Genomic DNA, 20,746 nt, shown 5'->3' on the forward strand with positions numbered 1-20,746 from the left:
CCTGAAAGCCTGAAAGCCTGAAAGCCTGAAAGCCTGAAAGCCTGAAAGCCTGAAAACCTGAAAGCCTGAAAGCAGAAGCTAACTGCTTGTTAAATAATAAAGTGCGTAAGAGACGAGACTGCCTTCGAAAGCATCACGTCCCTGATTGTATTTTAATGGCATCGGCATTTAACATCACTGATAGAAGAGAGTGACGGGAAAGACTAACAGAATTATGGTGGCATATGATAAAAGTACTCGTTTTCTTTAATACCGAATCCTGTAAAGTCATGACCGTTCCGGAGGGTACATCCTCAATCAGACAGGAATACCCAAACGGTGAAGAAATACATCTACAGATTATGTCTGCAGGCTTTCCTTCATTAACCGGTGATCATGATGTTATTTACGTAGCCTCTGACAGACAGTTAATGTCACAGGAAATACTCGATGCGTTCCGGAAATATTTATAGCATTTTCGTTATGTTCTCTGCTTCAAATTGAATTGCGTATTTACCCTATTTATCAGAAGCGAACAAAAATGAGTTGAAATCTTTGTGGCTTGCTAATAGCAGGCCTTTTTTTTACATGTTCATTTTTAATAATCGTTCTCATATAAGGAAGTCACTCTTTGTGCACTGACAAAATGCAGATATCTTTCTAACCTGATGACTTTGCTGCTGGAATGTTCATCATGCACGACTGAAGCCGCGAGTCATGGGGGGATACCTAAATATTTACCGGGAGGAACCCGGCATCATATTGATACATCCAGACAATGCAACAAGGGCTTTTTCACCGGATATTCCGTTTTCTGACCCAGTAAGTTATTATCGAAAAATTATTATTTATTTCCGCTTTTGGCATTAGGCGTACGTCTGGCTATGTGCATTTGATTGCCTCAATCAATTATTCCCCTGATTTTTCACATTTCTTACGGCGCGCGTCACTGCATGCCAGATAAATTTGTCTGCGGGCACGGTGCCATTCGCAGCTAACTCCTCTGACTCTTTCCCTCCAATGTCCTGCCTCATCCATTATCTTGCTGCTTCTGGCGACAGTACCAGAGACTGGTGGTCGTGGATATCTATTAGACCTTTTTCTGTTGCTGCGGTGACGATCAGAAAGCCTTCTGTTTCGTCTCCACGTTCAAATGGTGTGCTTCCGATTGCCGCCATGAATATCGGCTGGCCATCGGCGCGATGGATAAAGTAGAGTGGGTTGCTTCTTGTCACCTTCTTTCTTCCATCCGAAGCCCCCATCAGCAAAGCAGATCGCCCGGCCATGTTGCCATAGCGCCTTAAACATCCTGCTGGTGGCCACAGTTTCAACACGCGCGTTAATCAGTGGAGCCTTATCCCACCACCCGGGCGCATAACCCCAGAAGACAGGATCGATATGCAGTTGTTCGTCGCGTTCGCTCAGGAGCAAAACCTTTGTACCTGGCGACACGTTGTACCGGCCGATTGGTTCGGGGTCATAAGCGATATCCCGCTCAGCCTCTTCAGCCAAATAAGCCAGGTACTCTTCACGGGTTTGTGATTGAGCAAAGCGTCCGCACATGGTTACCTCCCGTTTGCAGACTGAAAGTATAGAATGTGTGGAGGAGTAGGAAGAAAACTCCGACAGCAATCAAACTGATGACTGTCGGAGCTAACGTTAAAAACAATGTGTACAAAATTGTGTATTAAAGTCAGGAATATCGAACAATTTTAAAATTTAACTCATTGTTTTTAATTGATAAAGGTTTTTGCTTTGTAGGTGCTATCGTAGGGCATACCATTCCTTATGTTTCAGTGGGTTAGCCATGGCTCCTAAAATATCCGAGATCACGTTGACGATAATGACCAGCGCGCCGATCACCATCACTCCGGCGGAAATCGCTGCGTAATCCTGTTGGCGGATGGCGTTGATCAGCCAGCGCCCCAGTCCCGGCCAGCTGAAGACCATTTCGGTAATCATTGCCAGCGTTAGCATGGTGGAGAACTGCAGTCCCAGGCGCGGGATCACCGGCGGCAGGGCATTGTGCAACACGTGACGATGCAGAATCGTCCTGCGGGTAACGCCGCGGGTCGCCGCCGCTTTAACATAGTTAGTATCGTAGACTTCACTGGTGCTGATACGCATCAGGCGAATCACTTCGGTGGTCGGCGCGACGGCCAGGGTCAACACCGGCAGCACCATATGCCGCGCGGCGCTGACGATCATCTCATGGCGCCACGGCGAATCAGAGAGCCAGGCGTCGATGAGCGCGAAGCCGGTCACCGTTTTCACTTCGTACAACAGATCAAAGCGGCCGGAGACCGGCAACCAACCCAGCGTTAACGAGAAGAACAGGGTAAACAGCAACGCCAGCCAGAACACCGGAATGGAGAACCCCACCAGCGCCAGGGCGCTAATGAGCGTGTCCGGCCATTTATTACGCATAATTCCGGCAATCATCCCCACGGGAATGCCGACCAGCAGCGCAAAACCAAACGCCAGAATGCACAGTTCCATCGTGGCAGGGAAGACCACCTTCAGCTGTTCGGAAATCAGCTGGCCGTTGATGCTGGAGACGCCAAAGTCCCAGTGCAGAACCCCTTTGAACCAGAACAGCCAGGCATTCCATAGCGATGCGCCCTGCAGCGGCGCGTGCGGCGTAAAGTAGCTGAGGCTAAAGCCGATAAAGGTGAGGAAAAACAGCGTCACAAGCAACAGCAGCAGGCGGCGCAGGGTAAAAATAATCATGGTTTTTTCACCTCTTCTTTTTCGCGCGACACGCCTGCGAAGGAGGCGTTGCCAAACGGACTCAGCACCAGTCCTTTCATATCATAGCGATAAGCCTGCAGACGCAGCGAAGAGGCCAGCGGCAGCACCGGTAATTCACGGGCGAGAATATGCTGCGCCTCTTTGTAGGCCTCGATACGCGACGCCAGCTGTTGTGAAATCAGCGCTTTTTGTAATACCTCGTCAAACTCGCGGTTGCACCAGTGGGCGAGGTTGGTCTGCGAACCAATCGCCGCGCAGCTTAACAGCGGGCGGAAGAAGCTATCCGGGTCATTACTGTCGGTTGCCCAGCCGGAAAGCGTTAAATCGTGGCTCATGTCCATCAATCGCGCCTCCTGGAAGCGACCTTCTACAGGAATAATAATCACTTTGACACCCACCTGCGCCATATCCGCCTGTATCAGCTCGGCGGTTTTCAATGGGCTGGGGTTCCACGCCTGGGAACTGGTCGGCACCCACAATTTTAGCGTGAGATTACTGAGCCCCAGCGCCTGCAGGCGACGGCGCGCCTCCGCGGGGTTGTATTCGGTAATTTTAGCGTCGTTATCATAAGCCCACGAGGCGCGTGGTAGCATTGAGGCCGCGGTTTCCGCGGTGCCGTAGTAGATCGATTGCATCAGACGCTGGTTGTTGATCGCCAGCGCCAGCGCGTGGCGAACCTCCGGATTATCCAGCGGCGGTTTGGCGGTGTTAAAAGCCAGCCAGGCGATATTCATACCCGGGCGCAGCGTCAGACGCAGGCGCGGATCGTCGCGCAGGATGGTGAGCTGGCTGGCGGCGGGCCAGGCCAGCACGTCGCATTCGCCGGTCAGCAGTTTTGACAGACGGCCGGTGCCGCCGGAACCGAGATCCACCACCACCTGTGGCATCAATGGCTTGCCGCGCCAGTAGGCCGCGTGGCGCTGCAGGCGGATGTACTGCCCGGTGCGATACTCTTCCAGTTTAAACGGGCCGGTGCCGACGGGCTGGCGGTCGAGTTGTTCTTCGCGGTCGCTTTTGGTCAGCTGCGCGGCATACTCCGCCGACATGACTGAAGCATAGTGTGTTGCCAGGTGCCACAGGAATGAGGCATCCGGGCGTTTCAAGCGAAACTCGACGGTATGGTTATCCAGCTTACGAATGCTTTCTACGGTGTCGGCGAACTGCAGGCTATCGAAATAGGGGAAGCTACTGCCGTTGACGCTGTGCCACGGGTCGTCGCGATTAAAGATGCGCCCGAAGGTGAAGATGACATCATCAGCGTTAAAAGCGCGGGTCGGTTTAAACCAGTCGGTAGTCTGGAACTGGACCTTATCGCGCAGGTGGAAGCGGTAGGTGGCGCCATTATCAAGCACTTCCCAGCTTTCCGCCAGTTCAGGCACCAGACGATAGGTATAAGGGTCGACGTCGAGCAGGCGATCGTAGATCTGGGCGGCGAGGGTGTCGACAATCAGGCCGCTGCTGACTTTTTGCGGGTTAAAGGTATTTACCTGCCCGCTGACGCAATAGACAAACCCGCTATCGCGGATATCGGCATTAGCCGGCAGCGCCGGGGCCGGTGCGGCAAAAGCCTGCCCGCACAGCATCGAGGCTGCCGCTAAAAGAGAGGACAATTTCAGGCGCATATTTTCTTTTTGATCATAGAGCAGAGCTCTATCTTATTAATATTAAATGACATTTACCACCACCTTTACGACATCGAGGGGGATAATGCGGTCACCGGCAGCGCATGTTGTCCAGCCAGTTGGTCAAAATAGTGTCGGAAATAAACCAGTATTAAGAAACATGGTATCTTTTTATTGCCGATTTCTCCAGTTAGCCATCTGTATGCGTTTTGTAGAGGGGGGGTGTGAATTGCGGGATCAGAGCGGAAGGAGTTGATTATAGCGGGCGATATAATCCTTTGGCGTGATCTCCAGTTCTCCGCCGTCGCGATGGATAGCGACAAAGGTACGCAGCACCAGTCCGCTTTTACGTTCTGATATTTCCCATCCTTGTTCGCTGTAGGCATCGCGCGTGGAGCGCACGCAGAGATCCGAGAAAATCATCATTAAAGAGAGGGCTGGGGCATGATGATTTTTCATGGTGTGGATCAAACTGGCATGGGCGGCATAGCGGGTTAGCGTATGAGAATTAACCGGAATCACGTGAATTTTCAGTCCATTGAATATAATTGCCGCCGATGATAATTCACATTAAGACATCTTACCAGTTACATATTATTAACTCCTCGCGTTTTCATAAATGAAATGATAGTGACGTTGTCACGCTTCAATCATCCAGCGGTGTGAATTCATATAATGCCAGCGCATTGCTCTGCAGTGAATCCACCCGAAGCCAGCCATCATCCATCTGTTCCTCATGCACGCTCAGCGCCGGGCGGGCGTGGTGCTGGAGCCAGCGATAATCTTCTTCGTCCGGGCCGCTGCGGCTGCGGAATGCCTCAAACAGAGGAAATAGCGCGCCGTGATGTTGATCGAACAGATGCTGTTTGATGCGCCAGCGTCCCTGCAGCCCTTCAAGCCGCAGGGTATAGGGCTGGCGAAACCGCTGAGTAAAGGCCTCTTCGCTCGATAGCCAGGGGTTGAAAATCACCGTATTGCGCAGCAGCAACTGGTAGTGTCCGTTATGGCGCAATAACAACAGGTTTTTGTCATTGATTAAGACTTCGCCGCGCAGACGCCGCCACAGCCATAATACCCAGTAAACCGGGCGCGGCAGACCATGCAGGTAATGCAGCGCCAGGCTGGAGGTGTCAAGTTTACCGTTGTCCCGCGCCTCCCCCTGCAGCCCGGAATTAAGCCAGAAGCCGGCCAGCCACACCTGTTCGGCAATGCCCAGCAGGTTATCCATCAATAGCGCGCCGCGGAAAAAACGTCCGTTGGTATCGCGGGTATCACCGGTCAACGTATTCCACGATAGCAGCCACAGTGGCAACGAGAGCTGCCGTTGCCGTAGGGCATTATGTATTTGGCGTAATTTCTGTCGCGGATAGCTTTCACTGGCGGCCAGCTTGCTGCTATCGGCCTGCGCCAGGTCAAGCAGTTCATTAGCATCCGCCTGGCAGGCGAGAAAATCGGCTTCGCTGAGCAGCGGGGAATGCAGTAGCGGATCGTCGGCAATATCGCTTTGCGGGAAACGATGCCAGATCCCCATTTGCGGTTGTTGCAAGGTGGACGCGAGCACTTCGCGCTGTTGTCGCCAGGCCAGCTGTCGCGCCGCTTCACTGGCCTGCGGCGACCAGTGCCAGACAAAACACCAGCTCGCAAGCGTCGCGGGTGGAAAGTGATTAGCGGCAAGTTGCAGAAAACGCTGTAGTAAATCGCAGCGGGTGGTTAAACCGGTATGGAGCAGCACCGTCCAGCCTTTCTGCGCCAGCCAGCTAAACAGCTGCTGAAGGTTGTACCAACAGGCATAGCCCGCGAGCGTCGGGTCGTCCCAGCCTTCGCCAAACAGGCGGCTACTGAGAAACGGATCGTGAATATCGATGCCGTAGACGGGTAGCGTCTGCTGCAGTTGCTCCAGCTCGCGGCGGACATCTTCGCGGAGTAAATCATCAAGTTCGCGAACGGTGACGATGGTTCGGGTATGGCGCAATAACGACGCGCGCGCTGGCAACTGGCGGATATCCACCAGCCTGGTCTGACGCGGGTTGAGCAGCAGCGGCGGCGTATCATCGCTGCTTTTTTCCGCCTCGTTAAGGCGGGCGTAAAGCCGCTCAACCGCGACCGGATACCAGACCTCACTGGCGTTGACTCGCGGACGAGCGGCGGGCTGCGGCTGCTGTTGGCGAAATTGCCGCGGTGTGACGCCATGCTGGCGCTTAAACAGATCGCTCATGATGCGGGCACTGGCGAAACCGTTGTCCTGCGCCACCTGCTGAACCGAGCGGCGGGTGGCCAGCAGTTGCTCGGCGGCCTTGCCGAGACGCAGGGCGGTAATGTACTGCACGAAGCTGACGCCGACCTCTTTATGAAACAGGCGGGAAAGCCAGGCCTCCGAGACAAACTCAGCGGCGGCCACTTCCTGCAGCGAGATCCGCCGCTGATAGTTGGCTTCAATGCGCGCTACTACGTTGATAATTCGTCGGCTCCAGTTTTCGGCGCCTCGGCGCAGGCTGGGTACGATGGGCTGCGTAAAGCGGGTCGCCAGCAGCAGGGCGATTTCGCTGAGCCAGCGGTTGGCCTCTAAGCGGTAACGTGACTGATGATTAACCAGCCCGGCTACCAGCAACTGGCGCATCAACTGGCGCAGGTTATCTGCCGCATCCATGTTTTCGCCGTTAACCCGATAATCACAGGCAAAAAAATCACTATCAAGGCGGGTGAGCCAACCGGCGGCAAGGTTGAGGATCATGACCGCATTGGCCTCTTCGCCGGTAATCTGCCAGCGTTGGCGGCGGTTAACGATCGCCAGTCCATCAACGCGCATCTGTTGTGGCGCTTCGCCGAGTTGCAACCGCGCACTGCCTTCCAGCAGCCACAGCAGCGTTAATCCGTCACTTTCCGGCGGGCTGAAGTGGCGAATATCGCGAACCGTGAAGCTGAAATCGCCGAGATGGTGTTCCATGCGCCGCTCCTTAAAAGACAAAAAATAACAGGGTGTTTTTTGTCATAACAGAATTGTATAGAAAACAGTCATTGATAATTCGTCAATATAAAACAAAAAAGCGCATTTTAAAGCCGGGTGGGGCGCATAAACTCGAAAGTGTCGTGCAAACACAACACAGGAATAATAAAAATGACACATCCATTGATTGAATCTTTGCAAGTTAATGAAGCGCAGTTTGTGGCCTTACGTCGCCGCTTCCACCAACAGCCCGAGATTGGCTTTGAAGAACATAAAACCAGCGATGAAGTCGCCAGGCTGCTTGCTGAGTGGGGGTATGAAGTGCATCGCGGCCTCGCCGGTACCGGCGTGGTCGGGACGCTGAAAGTCGGCAGCGGCGAAAAACGTCTGGGTCTACGCGCGGATATGGATGCGCTGCCGATGCAGGAAATGAGCGGTAAAGCATGGGCAAGCCAGGTCGACGGGCGTTTTCACGGCTGCGGCCATGACGGTCACACCACCACGCTGCTGTATGCGGCGGAATATCTGGCGCGCACGCGTCAGTTTAACGGTACGCTGCAGTTAATTTTCCAACCTGCAGAAGAGCTGCTGTACGGCGGACGGGTGATGGTCGAAGATGGCCTGTTCACAAAATTCCCCTGCGATGCCATCTTTGGCCTGCATAACATGCCGGGCCAGAAGCTGGGCAAAATCGGCCTGCGCGACGGCGCGATGATGGCCTCTTCCGATACGCTGCATATCGAAGTGAAGGGCGTTGGCGGCCATGGCGCGGTACCGGAACATACCGTCGACGCGACGCTGGTTGCCTGCCACATTACCCTCGCGCTGCAATCGATCGTTTCACGCAACATCACGCCATTTGAACCTGCGGTAGTCACCGTCGGCAGCATTCAGGCTGGTCACGCGCCGAACATCATCAACGATAAAGTGTTGATGAAGCTGACGGTCCGTACCCTTAACCAGCAGGTGCGCGAGACGGTGCTGCAGCGCATTCACGATATTGCGGTCGCTCAGGCGGAAAGTTTTAACGCCAGCGCTACCTTAACCCACGTCAACGGCAGCCCGGTTTTACGTAACGATCCGGCGGCTAATGAGCTGGTCCGTGAAGTGGCGACCTCGCTGTTTGGCAAAGAACAGGTTGGTACCGTGAATCCATTTATGGGCAGCGAAGATTTCGCCTTCATGCTGGAGAGCAATCCCAACGGCTGCTACTTCACTATCGGCGCGGGTGATGAAGCCGACCGCTGCATGGTGCATAACCCGGGATACGATTTTAACGATCAAATCCTGCTTACCGGCGCAGCGCTGTGGTGCGGCCTGACGGAACGCTATCTGCGTTAACCTATCGCGACGGGGGGACCCGATTATGAGTTCTGTATCGTTAAGCGAATCTCGTTTCGTCGGTAGCGATCGCCTGCTGGCGGGTATTGTGCTCAGCGTGCTGACGTTCTGGCTGTTTGCGCAATCGGTTATCAATGTTGTTCCGGCGATGAAAAGCAGCCTCGATATTTCACTGGAGACGCTAACCCTGGCGGTGAGTCTCAGCGCCTTATTTAGCGGCTGCTTCGTGGTGGCCAGCGGCGGGCTGGCGGATAAATTCGGCAGGGTGCGGATGACCTATCTCGGCCTGGCGTTGAGTATTATCGGCAGCGCATTTCTGGCGGCGTCGCAGGGGCCGGGTCTGTTTATCACCGGTCGCATCCTGCAAGGGCTCTCGGCGGCCTGCATTATGCCGGCGACGCTGGCGCTGATTAAAACCTGGTATGAAGGTAGGGCGCGGCAGCGGGCGGTGAGTTTCTGGGTCATTGGTTCCTGGGGCGGCAGCGGGCTTTGCTCGTTTGTCGGCGGCGCGATTGCCACCGGTCTTGGCTGGCGGTGGATCTTCGTGTTCTCGATTGCGGTGGCGCTGCTGGCGTTGCTGCTGCTGCGCGGCACGCCGGAGAGTCGAAGCGCCAGCGCCGATCGGCATAAGCTGGATGTGGGCGGACTATTAAGCCTGATCGCGTCGCTGGTGCTGCTTAATCTGTTTATCAGCAAGGGCCATCAATGGGGCTGGAGCAGTGGCTTATCGCTGTCGATGCTGGGCGGCGCGGTAATTACGGGTGGTTTGTTTATCCGTAGCGGTTTGCGTAAAGGTGAAGCGGCGCTGATCGACTTCGCTTTATTTCGCAACCGGGCCTACGGCGCGGCGGTGCTGTCGAACTTCATGCTTAATGGCGCTATCGGCACCATGATGATCACCAGCATCTGGCTGCAACAGGGGCATCATCTTACCCCGCTGGAAACCGGCATGATGACGCTGGGGTATCTGGTGACGGTACTGGCGATGATTCGCGTCGGGGAAAAGTTGCTCCAGCGCTACGGCGCGCGGTTGCCGATGATGACCGGGCCGGTCTTCACCGCCATCGGCATTTTGCTGATCTCCTGTACCTTCCTCGATAAGTCGCTGTATATCGGGACCGTCTTCTTCAGCAATATTCTGTTTGGCCTCGGGCTCGGCTGTTACGCCACGCCTTCGACCGATACCGCCGTCGCCAATGCGCCGGAGAACAAAATCGGCGTCGCGTCAGGGGTTTATAAGATGGGAAGCTCGCTTGGCGGCGCGATGGGTATTGCCGTGACAGCGTCACTTTTCGCGCTGTTCCTGCCGTTGGGAATGGCCAGCGCCGCGCAATACGCGTTGTGGTTTAACGCTGCGCTGTGTTTAGGCTCAATGGTGGTGAGCGCGACGATGCTGCCGCGTGCCGCTCATAGCTGATGCTTCTTCAACAAGGCGCGTAGCTGGTGGTAGGTTAGCCCCAGCAGCTCCGCTGACTGCTTTTGATTGTACTTCGCCTGCTGCAGGCTCAACTGCAGCAGGCTTTTTTCTTGCTCCAGTTGAAAGGCCCGCAGGTCCAGCGGCAACGCGGGAAGCGCATGTTCAATGACCGGTGCAGGCGCAGGCGTCGTGCTGTTAAATGGGTTGATAATGATATTATCCAGCTCGCTATCACTGCTGCCGTGACGGTAAACCGAACGTTCAACCACGTTTTTCAGCTCACGAATATTGCCCGGCCAGCGGTATGCGAGCAGCGTGTCGACGGCTCGCTCGCTAAAGCCTGGAAACAGAGGAAGCCCCAGTTCGCGGCACATCTGAATGGCAAACTGGTTGGCAAGCAGCATGATGTCGCTCTGGCGCTCGCGCAATGGTGGTAGTTGCACGACATCAAACGCCAGCCGGTCGAGCAGGTCGGCGCGGAAATGACCTTCCTCGACCATTTTGGGCAGATCGGCGTTGGTGGCGCACACCAGCCGTACGTTAACCTGCAGCGGCTGGCTGCCGCCGACGCGTTCGAGTTCGCCGTATTCAATTACCCGCAGCAGTTTTTCCTGCACCAGCATCGGAGCGGTGGCCAGCTCATCGAGAAACAGCGTGCCGCCGTCGGCACGTTCAAAGCGCCCCGGATGCCGTTTGCTGGCGCCGGTAAAAGCGCCGGCTTCATGACCAAACAATTCGGAATCGAGAAGGTTTTCATTCAGCGCCGCGCAATTCAGCGAAATAAACGGTCCCTGCCAGCGCGAAGAGAGAAAGTGCAGTCGGTTGGCAATGAGCTCTTTGCCGGTCCCGCGCTCGCCGATCACCAGCACCGGTTTATCCAGCGGTGCCAGCTGCGAGACCTGTTCGAGCACCTCCAGAAAGCTGTTAGCCTCGCCCAGCAGGTTATCCTTGTATTCCGCCATGATGAATTTCGCCATTAAGTAGTGTGATTCGCCAACTCACTGTAGCAAGCAGGCGGCCATATCTCAACCACCTTGTTTAAAATCAATAAGATAAAAAGTTGGCACGCCATTTGTATTAACTACTGCACAGGCCGCTGCCTGCTATCAGAACTATGAGGATTGAAATTATGGGTATTTTTTCTCGCTTTGCCGACATCGTGAACGCCAACATCAACTCCCTGCTGGAGAAAGCGGAGGATCCACAGAAGCTGGTCCGTCTGATGATTCAGGAGATGGAAGATACATTGGTTGAAGTGCGTTCTACCTCCGCCCGCGCGCTGGCGGAAAAGAAACAGCTGACCCGCCGTATCGAACAGGCGCAGGCGCAGCAGGTGGAATGGCAAGAAAAGGCCGAGCTGGCCCTGCGTAAAGAGAAAGAAGATCTGGCGCGTGCGGCGCTGATCGAAAAACAGAAGCTGACTGACCTTATCGGCAGCCTGGAACACGAAGCGCAACTGGTGGATGAAACCCTGGCGCGGATGAAAAAAGAGATTGGCGAGCTGGAGAATAAGCTCAGCGAAACCCGCGCTCGTCAGCAGGCGCTGATGCTGCGCCATCAGGCGGCCAGCTCTTCACGTGATGTTCGCCGCCAGCTGGATAGCGGTAAAATGGATGAAGCGATGGCGCGTTTTGAGTCTTTCGAACGCCGTATTGACCAAATGGAAGCCGAGGCGGAGAGCCATCGTTTTGGCAAACAACAATCGCTGGATCAGCAGTTTGCCGAGCTGAAAGCGGATGATGAAATCAGCGAGCAACTGGCGGCGCTGAAAGCCAAAATGAATCAGAATAACCAGTAATGCATATTGCGCGGCGCGGTGTTGCGCCGCGGCTCACCACCTGTAAGGAGTACACATGAGCATGCTTTTTCTTGCCATCCCGCTCACGCTGTTTGTGCTGTTCGTGTTGCCGGTCTGGTTATGGCTGCACTACAACAATCGCTCGGCGGACGGGGCGTTAACCCAGAACGAACAGCAGCGCCTGCTGCAGCTGACCGATGACGCGAAACGGATGCGCGAACGTATTCAGGCGCTGGAAGCGATCCTTGATGCGGAACATCCGAACTGGAGAGACAAATAATGGCCGGATTGGACTTTAATAAAAAACTGTGGCGTATCCCGCAGCGCGGAATGGTGAAGGGGGTCTGCGCCGGTATCGCGCAGCACCTGGATGTGCCGGTGAAGCTGGTGCGTCTGATAACCGTACTGGCGATGATTTTTGGCCTCTTCTTTTTCGTGCTGGTGGCCTACATCATTCTGACTTTCGCGCTGGATCCGATACCGGATAGCGAACTGTACGGCGAGAAAGGGCCGAGCAATGGCGATTTACTGGCCGCCGTGGATGCCGAACTGGCTTCCGGCGAACAGCGCCTGCGTGATATGGAGCGTTATATCACCTCCGATACCTTCACGCTGCGCAGCCGTTTTCGTCAGCTGTAAAATTTTTCCATGTAACCAACGAGGCAACGCATGAATATGAAATGGCAACAGGCAGGGCAAAAAGTGAAACCGGGTCTTAAGATCGCCGGTAAGCTGGTGCTACTGACCGCGCTGCGTTACGGCCCGGCGGGCGTTGCCGGTTGGGCGGTGAAATCGGTGGCGCGTCGGCCGCTGAAAATGTTGCTGGCGGTCGCGCTTGAGCCGCTGCTCAGTCGGCTGGCCAATCGTTTTGCCCGCGGTATGAAATAATTCCTCAGGGGGAGGAATACCGGCGCGCTTTATATTGGCCCTGATTATCCCCATTTAAATAGCTTATCATTAAACGACATTCCTTCTGGGCATAACGGACTGGCGATGAAGCGACTCAAAACTGAATTCAATGCGCTGGTCAACCGCGGGGTTGACCGGCATTTACGTCTTGCCGTGACCGGACTCAGCCGCAGCGGCAAAACGGCTTTTATCACCGCGATGGTTAATCAACTGCTGAATATCCACGGCGGAGCGCGACTGCCGCTGCTGAGCGCGGCGCGCGAAGAACGTCTGTTGGGCGTGAAGCGGGTTCCGCAGCGTGATTTCGGCATTCCGCGTTTTACCTATGATGAAGGCCTGGCGCAGCTTTATGGCCAGCCGCCGGCCTGGCCGACGCCGACCCGTGGGGTGAGCGAAATTCGCCTCGCGCTGCGCTATCGCTCTAACGATTCTCTGCTACGTCATTTCAAAGACACTTCTACTCTGTATCTGGAAATCGTGGATTATCCGGGAGAATGGTTGCTCGACCTGCCGATGCTGGCGCAGGATTATTTAAGCTGGTCACGGCAAATGACCGGGCTGTTGCAGGGGCAGCGCGGGGAGTGGTCTGCCCGCTGGCGGCAGCTGTGTGATGGGCTCGATCCGCTGGCGCCCGCCGACGAAACCCGGCTGGCGGAGATCGCCGCCGCCTGGACCGATTATCTGCACGCCTGCAAGCGCGAGGGGTTGCACTTTATTCAGCCGGGGCGGTTTGTGCTTCCCGGCGACATGGCGGGAGCCCCGGCGCTGCAGTTCTTCCCCTGGCCGGATGTCGATGCGATTGGCGAAGCCAGGCTGGCGCAGGCGGACAAACACACCAATGCCGGAATGTTGCGCGAGCGCTTCAAATACTACTGCGAGAAAGTGGTGAAAGGCTTTTATAAAGACCACTTTCTGCGCTTTGACCGCCAGATCGTACTGGTGGACTGTCTGCAGCCGTTAAACAGCGGGCCGCAGGCGTTTAATGATATGCGTCTGGCGCTGACCCAGTTGATGCAAAGCTTCCATTACGGCCAGCGAACGCTGTTTCGCCGCCTGTTTTCACCGGTTATTGACAAGCTACTGTTTGCCGCCACTAAAGCCGATCACGTGACCGTCGATCAGCACGGCAACATGGTGTCGCTACTTCAGCAACTGATTCAGGACGCCTGGCAGAATGCCGCCTTTGAAGGCATCAGCATGGATTGTCTGGGGCTGGCATCCATTCAGGCTACCCAGGGCGGGCTTATCGAGGTTAATGGTGAGAAGATCCCAGCGCTGCGCGGCGATCGTCTGAGCGATGGGCAACCGCTTACCATTTTCCCGGGGGAGGTGCCGGCGCGGCTGCCGGGCCAGGCCTTCTGGGAACAGCAGGGCTTCCAGTTTGAGAACTTCCGCCCGAGAGCGATGGATGTCGATAAACCGCTACCGCATATACGCCTTGACGCGGCGCTGGAATTTTTGATTGGAGATAAATTGCGATGAGCGAGCCGATAAAACCGCGGATCGATTTCGATGGCCCACTGGAAACGGAAAAGAGCCAGACTTTAAAATCGGCCCGCGCCTTTGACGCGGTCGATGCGCAAACCTTCTCTCCGATGCTGCCTGAAATGGTTGCTGAAGAGGAGGGGGCCGCCGAAGCGGTGGTGGAATCGGTACTGCGCCCGAAACGCAGCCTGTGGCGGAGAATGGTTAGTGCCGGGCTGGCAATTTTTGGTATTAGCGTGGTGGCGCAGGGCGTGCAGTGGACGGTGACGGCCTGGCAGACTCAGGACTGGATTACGCTCGGCGGCTGTGCGGCCGGGGCGCTGATTGTCGGCGCGGGCGTGGGGTCGGTAGCGACCGAATGGCGTCGCCTGTGGCGTCTGCGCCAGCGCGCGCACGAACGCGATGAAGCGCGGGATCTGATGCATAGCCACGCGGTGGGCAAAGGGCGCGCGTTCTGTGAGAAACTGGCGCAGCAGGCCGGGCTGGATCAATCGCATCCGGCGCTGCAGCGCTGGTATGCGGCGATCCATGAAACGCAAAACGATCGCGAAGTGGTGAGCCTGTACGCGCAACTGGTGCAGCCGGTGCTGGATGCGCAGGCGCGGCGGGAAATCAGCCGCTCGGCGGCGGAATCGACGCTGATGATCGCCGTCAGCCCGCTGGCGCTGGTCGATATGGCGTTTATCGCCTGGCGTAACCTGAGATTGATTAACCGTATCGCCACCCTCTATGGTATTGAACTTGGCTATTACAGCCGCCTGCGTTTATTCCGCCTGGTGTTGCTGAATATCGCCTTTGCCGGCGCCAGCGAGCTGGTGCGCGAAGTCGGCATGGACTGGATGTCGCAGGATCTGGCGGCCCGCTTATCGGCGCGCGCCGCACAGGGTATCGGCGCCGGATTGTTGACCGCCCGTCTGGGGATTAAGGCAATGGAGCTGTGTCGTCCGCTACCGTGGATCGCCGATGATAAACCGCGGCTCGGCGATTTCCGCCGCGAACTGATCGGCCAGTTAAAAGAGACGCTGCAGAAAAGCAAAACCGGCGCGGAGAAATAACGCCGGCAAGCGTAAATGCCGGGTGGCGGCTGCGCCTTACCCGGCCTACGGTTCGTGCGGCCTGTCGTTAATTTATTCACCACGCTGGATCCCCCGGTGGCGCTGCCGCTTACCGGGGCTACAGCGCTTTGCGATTTGGTAGCCCGGAGAAGGCGCAACGCGCCGCCTCCGGGAAAACCCCTGGCGCCCAGCGCCCTCTGTGCCATGCGAGCCATAACGCAAAAGAAATGCCCGCATAACTTTACGGCATAAAGCCCATTTTTCCGTCATACTGTCAATAATTGTTGACAGCTATCTTCACGTAAGCCCATATCTGTCCTATCATTCATCCGTCATTGGCCTTTTTAGGGTGAAAACTCCTATGCGTCTGGAAGTCTTTTGTCAGGACCGTCTTGGTCTGACCCGTGAATTACTCGATTTGCTGGTGCTGCGCGGTATTGATCTGCGCGGTATCGATATCGACCCGATTGGCCGAATCTACCTTAATTTCGCCGAACTGGAGTTCGCCAGTTTCAGCAGTTTAATGGCGGAAATCCGCCGTATCTCCGGCGTAACCGATGTCCGCACCGTGGCGTGGATGCCGTCAGAGCGGGAACATCTGGCGCTGAGCGCGCTGCTGGTGGCAATGCCGGAACCGGTGCTGTCGCTGGATGCCAAAGGCAAAGTAGAGCTTGCCAACCCGGCCAGCTGCCAACTGTTTGGTCAAACTCAGGCACGCTTACGCAGCCATCCGGTGGCGCAACTCATTACTGATTTCAACCTGCAGCGCTGGCTGGAAGGCAACCCGCTGGAGTCGCATACCGAGCATGTGGTCGTAAATGGCCAAAACTTTATGCTGGAAGTGACACCGGTGTATCTGGAAGGCGAACACGCCGAGCGTGTGCTGACCGGCGCCGTGGTGATGTTGCGCTCCACCGTACGTATGGGGCGTCAACTGCAAACGCTGACGACCCAGGATACCAGCGCCTTTAGCCAGATCCTCGCCGTTGGGCCGAAAATGCGCCACGTTGTTGAACAGGCCCGTAAGCTGGCGATGCTCAGCGCCCCGTTGCTGATTGTCGGCGATACGGGTACCGGTAAAGATCTGCTGGCCCATGCCTGCCATCTGGCCAGCCCGCGCGCCAGCAAACCTTATCTGGCGCTGAACTGCGGTTCGATTCCGGAAAACGCGGTAGAGAGCGAGCTATTCGGCGATGCGTCGCAGGGGAAAAAAGGTTTCTTTGAGCAGGCCAACGGCGGCTCTGTGCTGCTGGATGAGATCGGCGAAATGTCGCCTGGCATGCAAACGAAGCTGTTGCGCTTTCTCAACGATGGTACTTTCCGTCGCGTCGGTGAAGATCACGAAGTGCATGTCGATGTCCGGGTTATCTGCGCGACGCAAAAAAATCTCGTTGAGCTGGTGCAAAAAGGACTCTTCCGCGAAGATCTTTATTATCGTCTGAATGTGCTGACGCTGAACCTGCCGCCGCTGCGTGATTGTCCGCAGGACATCATGCCGTTGACCGAACTGTTCGTCGCGCGCTTTGCCGATGAGCAGGGCATCCCGCGGCCAAAACTTTCCGCTGACCTTAATACCGTGTTGACCCGCTATAGCTGGCCGGGCAACGTGCGTCAGTTGAAAAACGCAGTGTACCGCGCGTTAACCCAGCTCGAGGGCTTCGAACTGCGCCCGCAGGATATTCTGCTGCCAGATCACGATGTGTCGTCGCTGCCGGTAGGTGAAGAGGCGATGGAAGGATCGCTCGACGATATTACCCGCCGCTTTGAGCGTTCGGTATTGACCCAGTTGTATCGCAGCTTCCCCAGCACGCGTAAATTAGCCAAACGTCTCGGCGTTTCGCATACCGCGATTGCTAACAAGCTGCGCGAGTATGGTCTGAGCCAGAAGAAAGGCGAAGAATAAATCACCGGTGCGGCCGGCTCGGCGCGGCCGCGATTTTCAGCGTTTTTTCAGCGATATCTCTGTATATACTTATTTTATTTTTCTTTTTCCGGGAAGGTGACGGTTGGCGAAGCAACGGGATTGGCCTCAGTGGATGATATTACTGGCACTCTCCGCCGTGCTCTCCTTTGGGCTGTTCCGGCTCCATCTTCCCGCTGCGCCGCTGCTTGGCCCGCTTATCGCCGGAATTACCCTTAGTCTGCGCGGCGCCACGATTCGTCTCCCTCGTCCATTCTTCATCTCCGCTCAGGCTATCATCGGCTGTATGATCGCCCGCGCGCTAACCCCGTCTATTTTCGGCGTTCTGGCCGATAACTGGGCGTTGGTGTTGATTATCCTCCTTTCCACGCTGGCTATCAGCGCGCTGACCGGCTGGCTGCTGGTGCGTTACAGTTCGCTACCTGGGGCAACCGGCGCGTGGGGAAGCTCGCCGGGCGGCGCTTCGGCGATGGTGGTGATGGCGCAAGAGTATGGCGCCGACGTTCGTCTGGTGGCCCTCATGCAGTATCTGCGGGTACTGTTCGTGGTCGGCGTGGCGGTAATGGTGGTGCGTTTCGCGCTCGGCGGCGAGGCGCAGGAGATGACCCAGCAGATCGTCTGGTTCCCGCCGCTGACTTTTAATCTACCGTTAACGTTGCTATTGACTGCGGTCGCCGGTTGGTTAGGGTTACGTTTACGCATCCCTTCCGGGGCAATGTTGTTACCGATGCTGGCCGGTGCGCTGGCGCAGGGTGAAGGCGTTCTATTGCTGGAGCTACCGGAATGGTTACTGGTGCTGGCTTATACCGCGCTTGGCTGGACGGTTGGCCTGCAGTTTAATCGCGAGATTTTTATGCTGGCGCTGAAGACGCTACCGCAAATCATCGCCGCCATCCTCGGCTTGATTGCGCTGTGCGCACTGATGGCTTTAGCGTTAACGCACCTGCTGCCGCTGGATTTTCTCACCGCCTATCTGGCGACCAGCCCCGGCGGTCTGGATACGGTGGCGATAATCGCCGTCGGTACCCGGGCGGATATGTCTTTTATCATGGCGATGCAAACGCTGCGCCTGTTTACCATATTGCTCACCGGCCCGGCCACCGCGCGGTTAATTTCGCGCTATGCGCCGCGCAAAGAAAAAAGCCCCCGTTGAAGGAGGCTTGATAACAGAAGGGAAGCGATTACGCTTTCAGCGCAGCCAGCGCCGCATCGTAATCCGGCTCTTCGGTGATTTCGTTAACCAGTTGGCTGTATACCACCTGGTCGTTTTCATCGATAACAACGACTGCGCGTGCAGCCAGACCAGCCAGCGGGCCTGCGGAGATAGCAACGCCATAATCTGCCAGGAACTGCGGCGCGCGCAGGGTGGACAGGGTGACCACATTGCTCAGGCCCTCTGCGCCGCAGAAACGGGACTGCGCGAACGGCAGGTCAGCGGAGATGCACAGCACCACGGTGTTGTTCAGCTCAGAAGCCAGTTGGTTGAATTTGCGAACCGATGCCGCGCAGACGCCGGTATCGATGCTTGGGAAAATATTCAGTACTTTACGTTTACCAGCGTATTGGCTCAGCGTGACGTCAGAGAGATCTTTGGCGACCAGCGTAAACGGCTGCGCCTTCGCGCCAGCCTGCGGAATGGAGCCCTGAACGGACACTGGGTTACCCTGGAAATGTACGGTTTGCGACATGGTTATCTTCCTGTTTACATATAGTTAACGTCGTAGTTAGTGTATGACATCAGCCAGCAACACGGCAAACTCTATTTAACATTTACCTAAGAGGCCCAGGGAATGCGCAACCTTCGAGTTTTTGAAGAATCATGGCCGCTTCACACGCCGTTTGTTATCTCTCGCGGCAGCCGCAGCGAGGCCAAAGTCGTGGTGGTGGAAATAGAAGAGGATGGGGTAAAAGGGGCCGGAGAATGTACGCCTTATCCGCGCTACGGGGAAAGCATCGCCTCGGTGATGGCGCAGATTATGGCGATCGGCGAGCAGCTTGAGCGCGGCGCTACCCGCGAGCAGGTTCAACAGCTACTGCCGGCTGGGGCCGCGCGCAACGCCGTCGACTGCGCGTTGTGGGATCTGGAGGCGCGCCGCGCGGGGAAAACGTTGCCGCAGCTGCTTGGCGTCAATCTGCCGCGCGAAGTCGTGACGGCGCAAACCGTGGTAATCGGCACGCCGGAACAGATGGCGGCCAGCGCCGCCGCGCTGTGGGAGAAAGGCGCGCGGCTGCTGAAGGTCAAGCTCGACGATCATTTGATTAGCGAGCGGCTGGTTGCTATTCGCGACGCGGTGCCGCAGGCGACGTTGATCGTTGATGCTAACGAAGCGTGGCGTGGCGAAGGTCTGGCGGCGCGCTGTCAGCTTTTGGCCGATCTCGGCGTGGCGATGCTGGAGCAGCCGTTACCGGCCGGCGCGGATGAGGCGTTGGAAAACTTCATTCATCCGCTACCGATCTGCGCCGATGAGAGCTGTCATACGCGGGAAAGCCTACCGGCGCTGCAGGGGCGCTACGAAATGGTCAACATTAAGTTGGATAAAACCGGTGGTCTGACCGAGGCATTGCTGTTGGCGCAGGAGGCTGAACGGCTGGGTTATAAGAGGATGCTGGGCTGTATGCTTTGTACTTCACGGGCCATTTCCGCCGCGCTGCCGCTGGCGCCGCTGGCCCGTTTTGCGGATCTCGATGGCCCGACCTGGCTGGCGGTAGATGTGGAACCGGCGCTGAAGTTCAGCACCGGCATGCTTCATCTGTGAGTGTGCCAGTGCAGTAAATCGGTCATCGCCGCGAGGTACTTTTCTGTCGCTTCGTCGGCGGAGACCGGCGGAAATTCGGCGGTAATGCACGGCAGGCCGATATCGGCGCACCAGCTGCCAAAAGAGCCCGGCGTTTCGTAACCGACGCTGCCCACCAGCGGTAAATTAAAGGCCCCGGCGAGCCATTGTCCCAGCTCGCTGTGGCCGGGGTCCTCAATGCAGGCTAGCGGATCGTGGAAGGAGACTACCCACGCCGGATGGATCTGGTGGATCAGTTGGCACAGCGCCTGAGTTTCGGGCTCCGACCCCGGTTTTTCACCGGTCAGCAGTACCACGTCACGCTTTTCTGCTGCGCTATTCCAGCGATACACCGTTTCTCCCGCCTTCCAGTTAGCGGCCGGGAAGTTTCGATTGAGATCGATACCGCGAGCGTTGGCGCGTAACCCTAGCTGACAGCCGTCAGGGTTGACCGTTAATACCACGTGATGGCGGCGCAGCTCCGGTTTTAGCGTGCGCAACGCGCAGGAGAGGGTGACGATCGACGAGTTTTCGTCGCCGTGCGTGCCGGCGATAATCAGACCGCTGCGGCTATCAGCCAGCGGAGCGGGGAACCACAGCAACGGCGCGCCGAGATGCGACTGGCCGTAACGTTGCGTACCTGGCGGGAAAGCGCCGCGCAGGGGGCGAGGACGTGAAACGGGCATAGGGTATCCTGTCATCAGGTTATTGTTAGCAGTGTTGTAGAAAAGCGTCCCGGAATCAAACGCT

At 56.5% G+C, this 20,746-nt stretch carries 19 protein-coding genes and 1 pseudogene; 12 read left to right on the forward strand and 8 right to left on the reverse strand.

What is annotated here, in order from left to right; translation table 11 throughout:
- The first annotated feature begins 224 nt into the window (after positions 1 to 224).
- Positions 225 to 452, forward strand: a complete 228-nt coding sequence (locus ABLU80_RS18005) for a hypothetical protein (protein WP_072051401.1) — start codon at positions 225 to 227, stop codon at positions 450 to 452.
- A gap of 432 nt (positions 453 to 884) precedes the next feature.
- On the opposite strand, the pseudogene ABLU80_RS18010 reads toward ABLU80_RS18005, so the two are convergent.
- The 5 genes and pseudogenes from ABLU80_RS18010 to ABLU80_RS18030 form a co-directional block, all read right to left on the reverse strand.
- Positions 885 to 1,542 (reverse strand): annotated as a pseudogene (locus ABLU80_RS18010) (SOS response-associated peptidase).
- Positions 1,543 to 1,743: 201 nt separating this feature from the next.
- On the reverse strand, positions 1,744 to 2,709 hold the full coding sequence (gene sapB / locus ABLU80_RS18015) for a putrescine export ABC transporter permease SapB (protein ID WP_015366265.1): 966 nt from the start codon (positions 2,707 to 2,709) through the stop codon (positions 1,744 to 1,746).
- The gene (gene sapA / locus ABLU80_RS18020; RefSeq protein WP_348850279.1) at positions 2,706 to 4,352 is read right to left on the reverse strand and encodes an ABC transporter substrate-binding protein SapA; all 1,647 of its coding nucleotides are present in this window, start codon (positions 4,350 to 4,352) and stop codon (positions 2,706 to 2,708) included. The genes sapB and sapA overlap by 4 nt, the downstream gene beginning before the upstream one ends.
- 237 nt (positions 4,353 to 4,589) lie before the next feature.
- Entirely contained in the window at positions 4,590 to 4,874 is a 285-nt protein-coding gene (locus ABLU80_RS18025; protein ID WP_015366267.1) for a hypothetical protein, read from the reverse strand.
- A 124-nt stretch (positions 4,875 to 4,998) separates the two neighbouring features.
- Positions 4,999 to 7,296 (reverse strand): helix-turn-helix domain-containing protein, encoded by a 2,298-nt coding sequence (locus ABLU80_RS18030; protein ID WP_348850280.1) that lies wholly within the window; start codon positions 7,294 to 7,296, stop codon positions 4,999 to 5,001.
- Positions 7,297 to 7,467: 171 nt separating this feature from the next.
- On the opposite strand from ABLU80_RS18030, the gene ABLU80_RS18035 reads away from it, so the two are divergent.
- Both ABLU80_RS18035 and ABLU80_RS18040 read left to right on the forward strand, forming a co-directional pair.
- Entirely contained in the window at positions 7,468 to 8,637 is a 1,170-nt protein-coding gene (locus tag ABLU80_RS18035; protein ID WP_015366269.1) for a M20 aminoacylase family protein, read from the forward strand.
- 25 nt (positions 8,638 to 8,662) lie between these two features.
- Positions 8,663 to 10,054 carry an MFS transporter gene (locus ABLU80_RS18040; RefSeq protein WP_020078603.1) on the forward strand — a complete coding sequence of 464 codons (1,392 nt, stop codon included), beginning with the start codon at positions 8,663 to 8,665 and terminating at the stop codon, positions 10,052 to 10,054.
- On the opposite strand, the gene pspF is transcribed toward ABLU80_RS18040, so the two are convergent.
- Positions 10,045 to 11,031: a phage shock protein operon transcriptional activator gene (pspF, locus tag ABLU80_RS18045; protein ID WP_230249565.1), complete on the reverse strand. Its 987-nt coding sequence runs from the start codon at positions 11,029 to 11,031 to the stop codon at positions 10,045 to 10,047. The two genes, ABLU80_RS18040 and pspF, sit on opposite strands and share 10 nt — an antisense overlap.
- Before the next feature lie 152 nt (positions 11,032 to 11,183).
- On the opposite strand from pspF, the gene pspA reads away from it, so the two are divergent.
- From pspA to ABLU80_RS18085, 8 genes are all read left to right on the forward strand, one after another.
- Positions 11,184 to 11,852, forward strand: coding sequence for a phage shock protein PspA (pspA, locus tag ABLU80_RS18050; protein ID WP_015366272.1), 669 nt, complete (start codon positions 11,184 to 11,186; stop codon positions 11,850 to 11,852).
- A 55-nt stretch (positions 11,853 to 11,907) separates the two neighbouring features.
- Positions 11,908 to 12,132: an envelope stress response membrane protein PspB gene (gene pspB / locus ABLU80_RS18055; RefSeq protein WP_015366273.1), complete on the forward strand. Its 225-nt coding sequence runs from the start codon at positions 11,908 to 11,910 to the stop codon at positions 12,130 to 12,132.
- On the forward strand, positions 12,132 to 12,491 hold the full coding sequence (gene pspC / locus ABLU80_RS18060) for an envelope stress response membrane protein PspC (RefSeq protein ID WP_015366274.1): 360 nt from the start codon (positions 12,132 to 12,134) through the stop codon (positions 12,489 to 12,491). Before pspB ends, pspC begins: the two co-directional genes overlap by 1 nt.
- A gap of 30 nt (positions 12,492 to 12,521) precedes the next feature.
- Positions 12,522 to 12,740, forward strand: coding sequence for a phage shock protein PspD (gene pspD / locus ABLU80_RS18065; protein WP_015366275.1), 219 nt, complete (start codon positions 12,522 to 12,524; stop codon positions 12,738 to 12,740).
- A 105-nt stretch (positions 12,741 to 12,845) separates the two neighbouring features.
- Positions 12,846 to 14,243, forward strand: coding sequence for a YcjX family protein (locus ABLU80_RS18070; RefSeq protein ID WP_348850282.1), 1,398 nt, complete (start codon positions 12,846 to 12,848; stop codon positions 14,241 to 14,243).
- Positions 14,240 to 15,301, forward strand: a complete 1,062-nt coding sequence (locus ABLU80_RS18075) for a TIGR01620 family protein (RefSeq protein WP_348850283.1) — start codon at positions 14,240 to 14,242, stop codon at positions 15,299 to 15,301. Before ABLU80_RS18070 ends, ABLU80_RS18075 begins: the two co-directional genes overlap by 4 nt.
- A gap of 361 nt (positions 15,302 to 15,662) precedes the next feature.
- The gene (gene tyrR, locus ABLU80_RS18080) at positions 15,663 to 17,204 is read left to right on the forward strand and encodes a transcriptional regulator TyrR (protein ID WP_015366278.1); all 1,542 of its coding nucleotides are present in this window, start codon (positions 15,663 to 15,665) and stop codon (positions 17,202 to 17,204) included.
- A 133-nt stretch (positions 17,205 to 17,337) separates the two neighbouring features.
- A complete protein-coding gene (locus ABLU80_RS18085) occupies positions 17,338 to 18,375 on the forward strand; it encodes an AbrB family transcriptional regulator (protein WP_348850285.1) in 1,038 nt (345 codons plus the stop codon).
- A 28-nt stretch (positions 18,376 to 18,403) separates the two neighbouring features.
- Here the strand turns inward: ABLU80_RS18085 and tpx are convergent, their stop codons facing one another.
- A complete protein-coding gene (gene tpx / locus ABLU80_RS18090; RefSeq protein ID WP_015366280.1) occupies positions 18,404 to 18,910 on the reverse strand; it encodes a thiol peroxidase in 507 nt (168 codons plus the stop codon).
- A 102-nt stretch (positions 18,911 to 19,012) separates the two neighbouring features.
- On the opposite strand from tpx, the gene ycjG reads away from it, so the two are divergent.
- Positions 19,013 to 19,978 carry an L-Ala-D/L-Glu epimerase gene (gene ycjG / locus ABLU80_RS18095; protein ID WP_015705659.1) on the forward strand — a complete coding sequence of 322 codons (966 nt, stop codon included), beginning with the start codon at positions 19,013 to 19,015 and terminating at the stop codon, positions 19,976 to 19,978.
- On the opposite strand, the gene mpaA is transcribed toward ycjG, so the two are convergent.
- Positions 19,969 to 20,682 (reverse strand): murein tripeptide amidase MpaA, encoded by a 714-nt coding sequence (mpaA, locus tag ABLU80_RS18100; RefSeq protein WP_285177743.1) that lies wholly within the window; start codon positions 20,680 to 20,682, stop codon positions 19,969 to 19,971. The two genes, ycjG and mpaA, sit on opposite strands and share 10 nt — an antisense overlap.
- Positions 20,683 to 20,746 lie beyond the last annotated feature (64 nt).

This window comes from Klebsiella sp. CN_Kp104, assembly GCF_040064515.1.
GTDB classification, from domain to species: Bacteria; Pseudomonadota; Gammaproteobacteria; order Enterobacterales; family Enterobacteriaceae; genus Klebsiella; species Klebsiella aerogenes.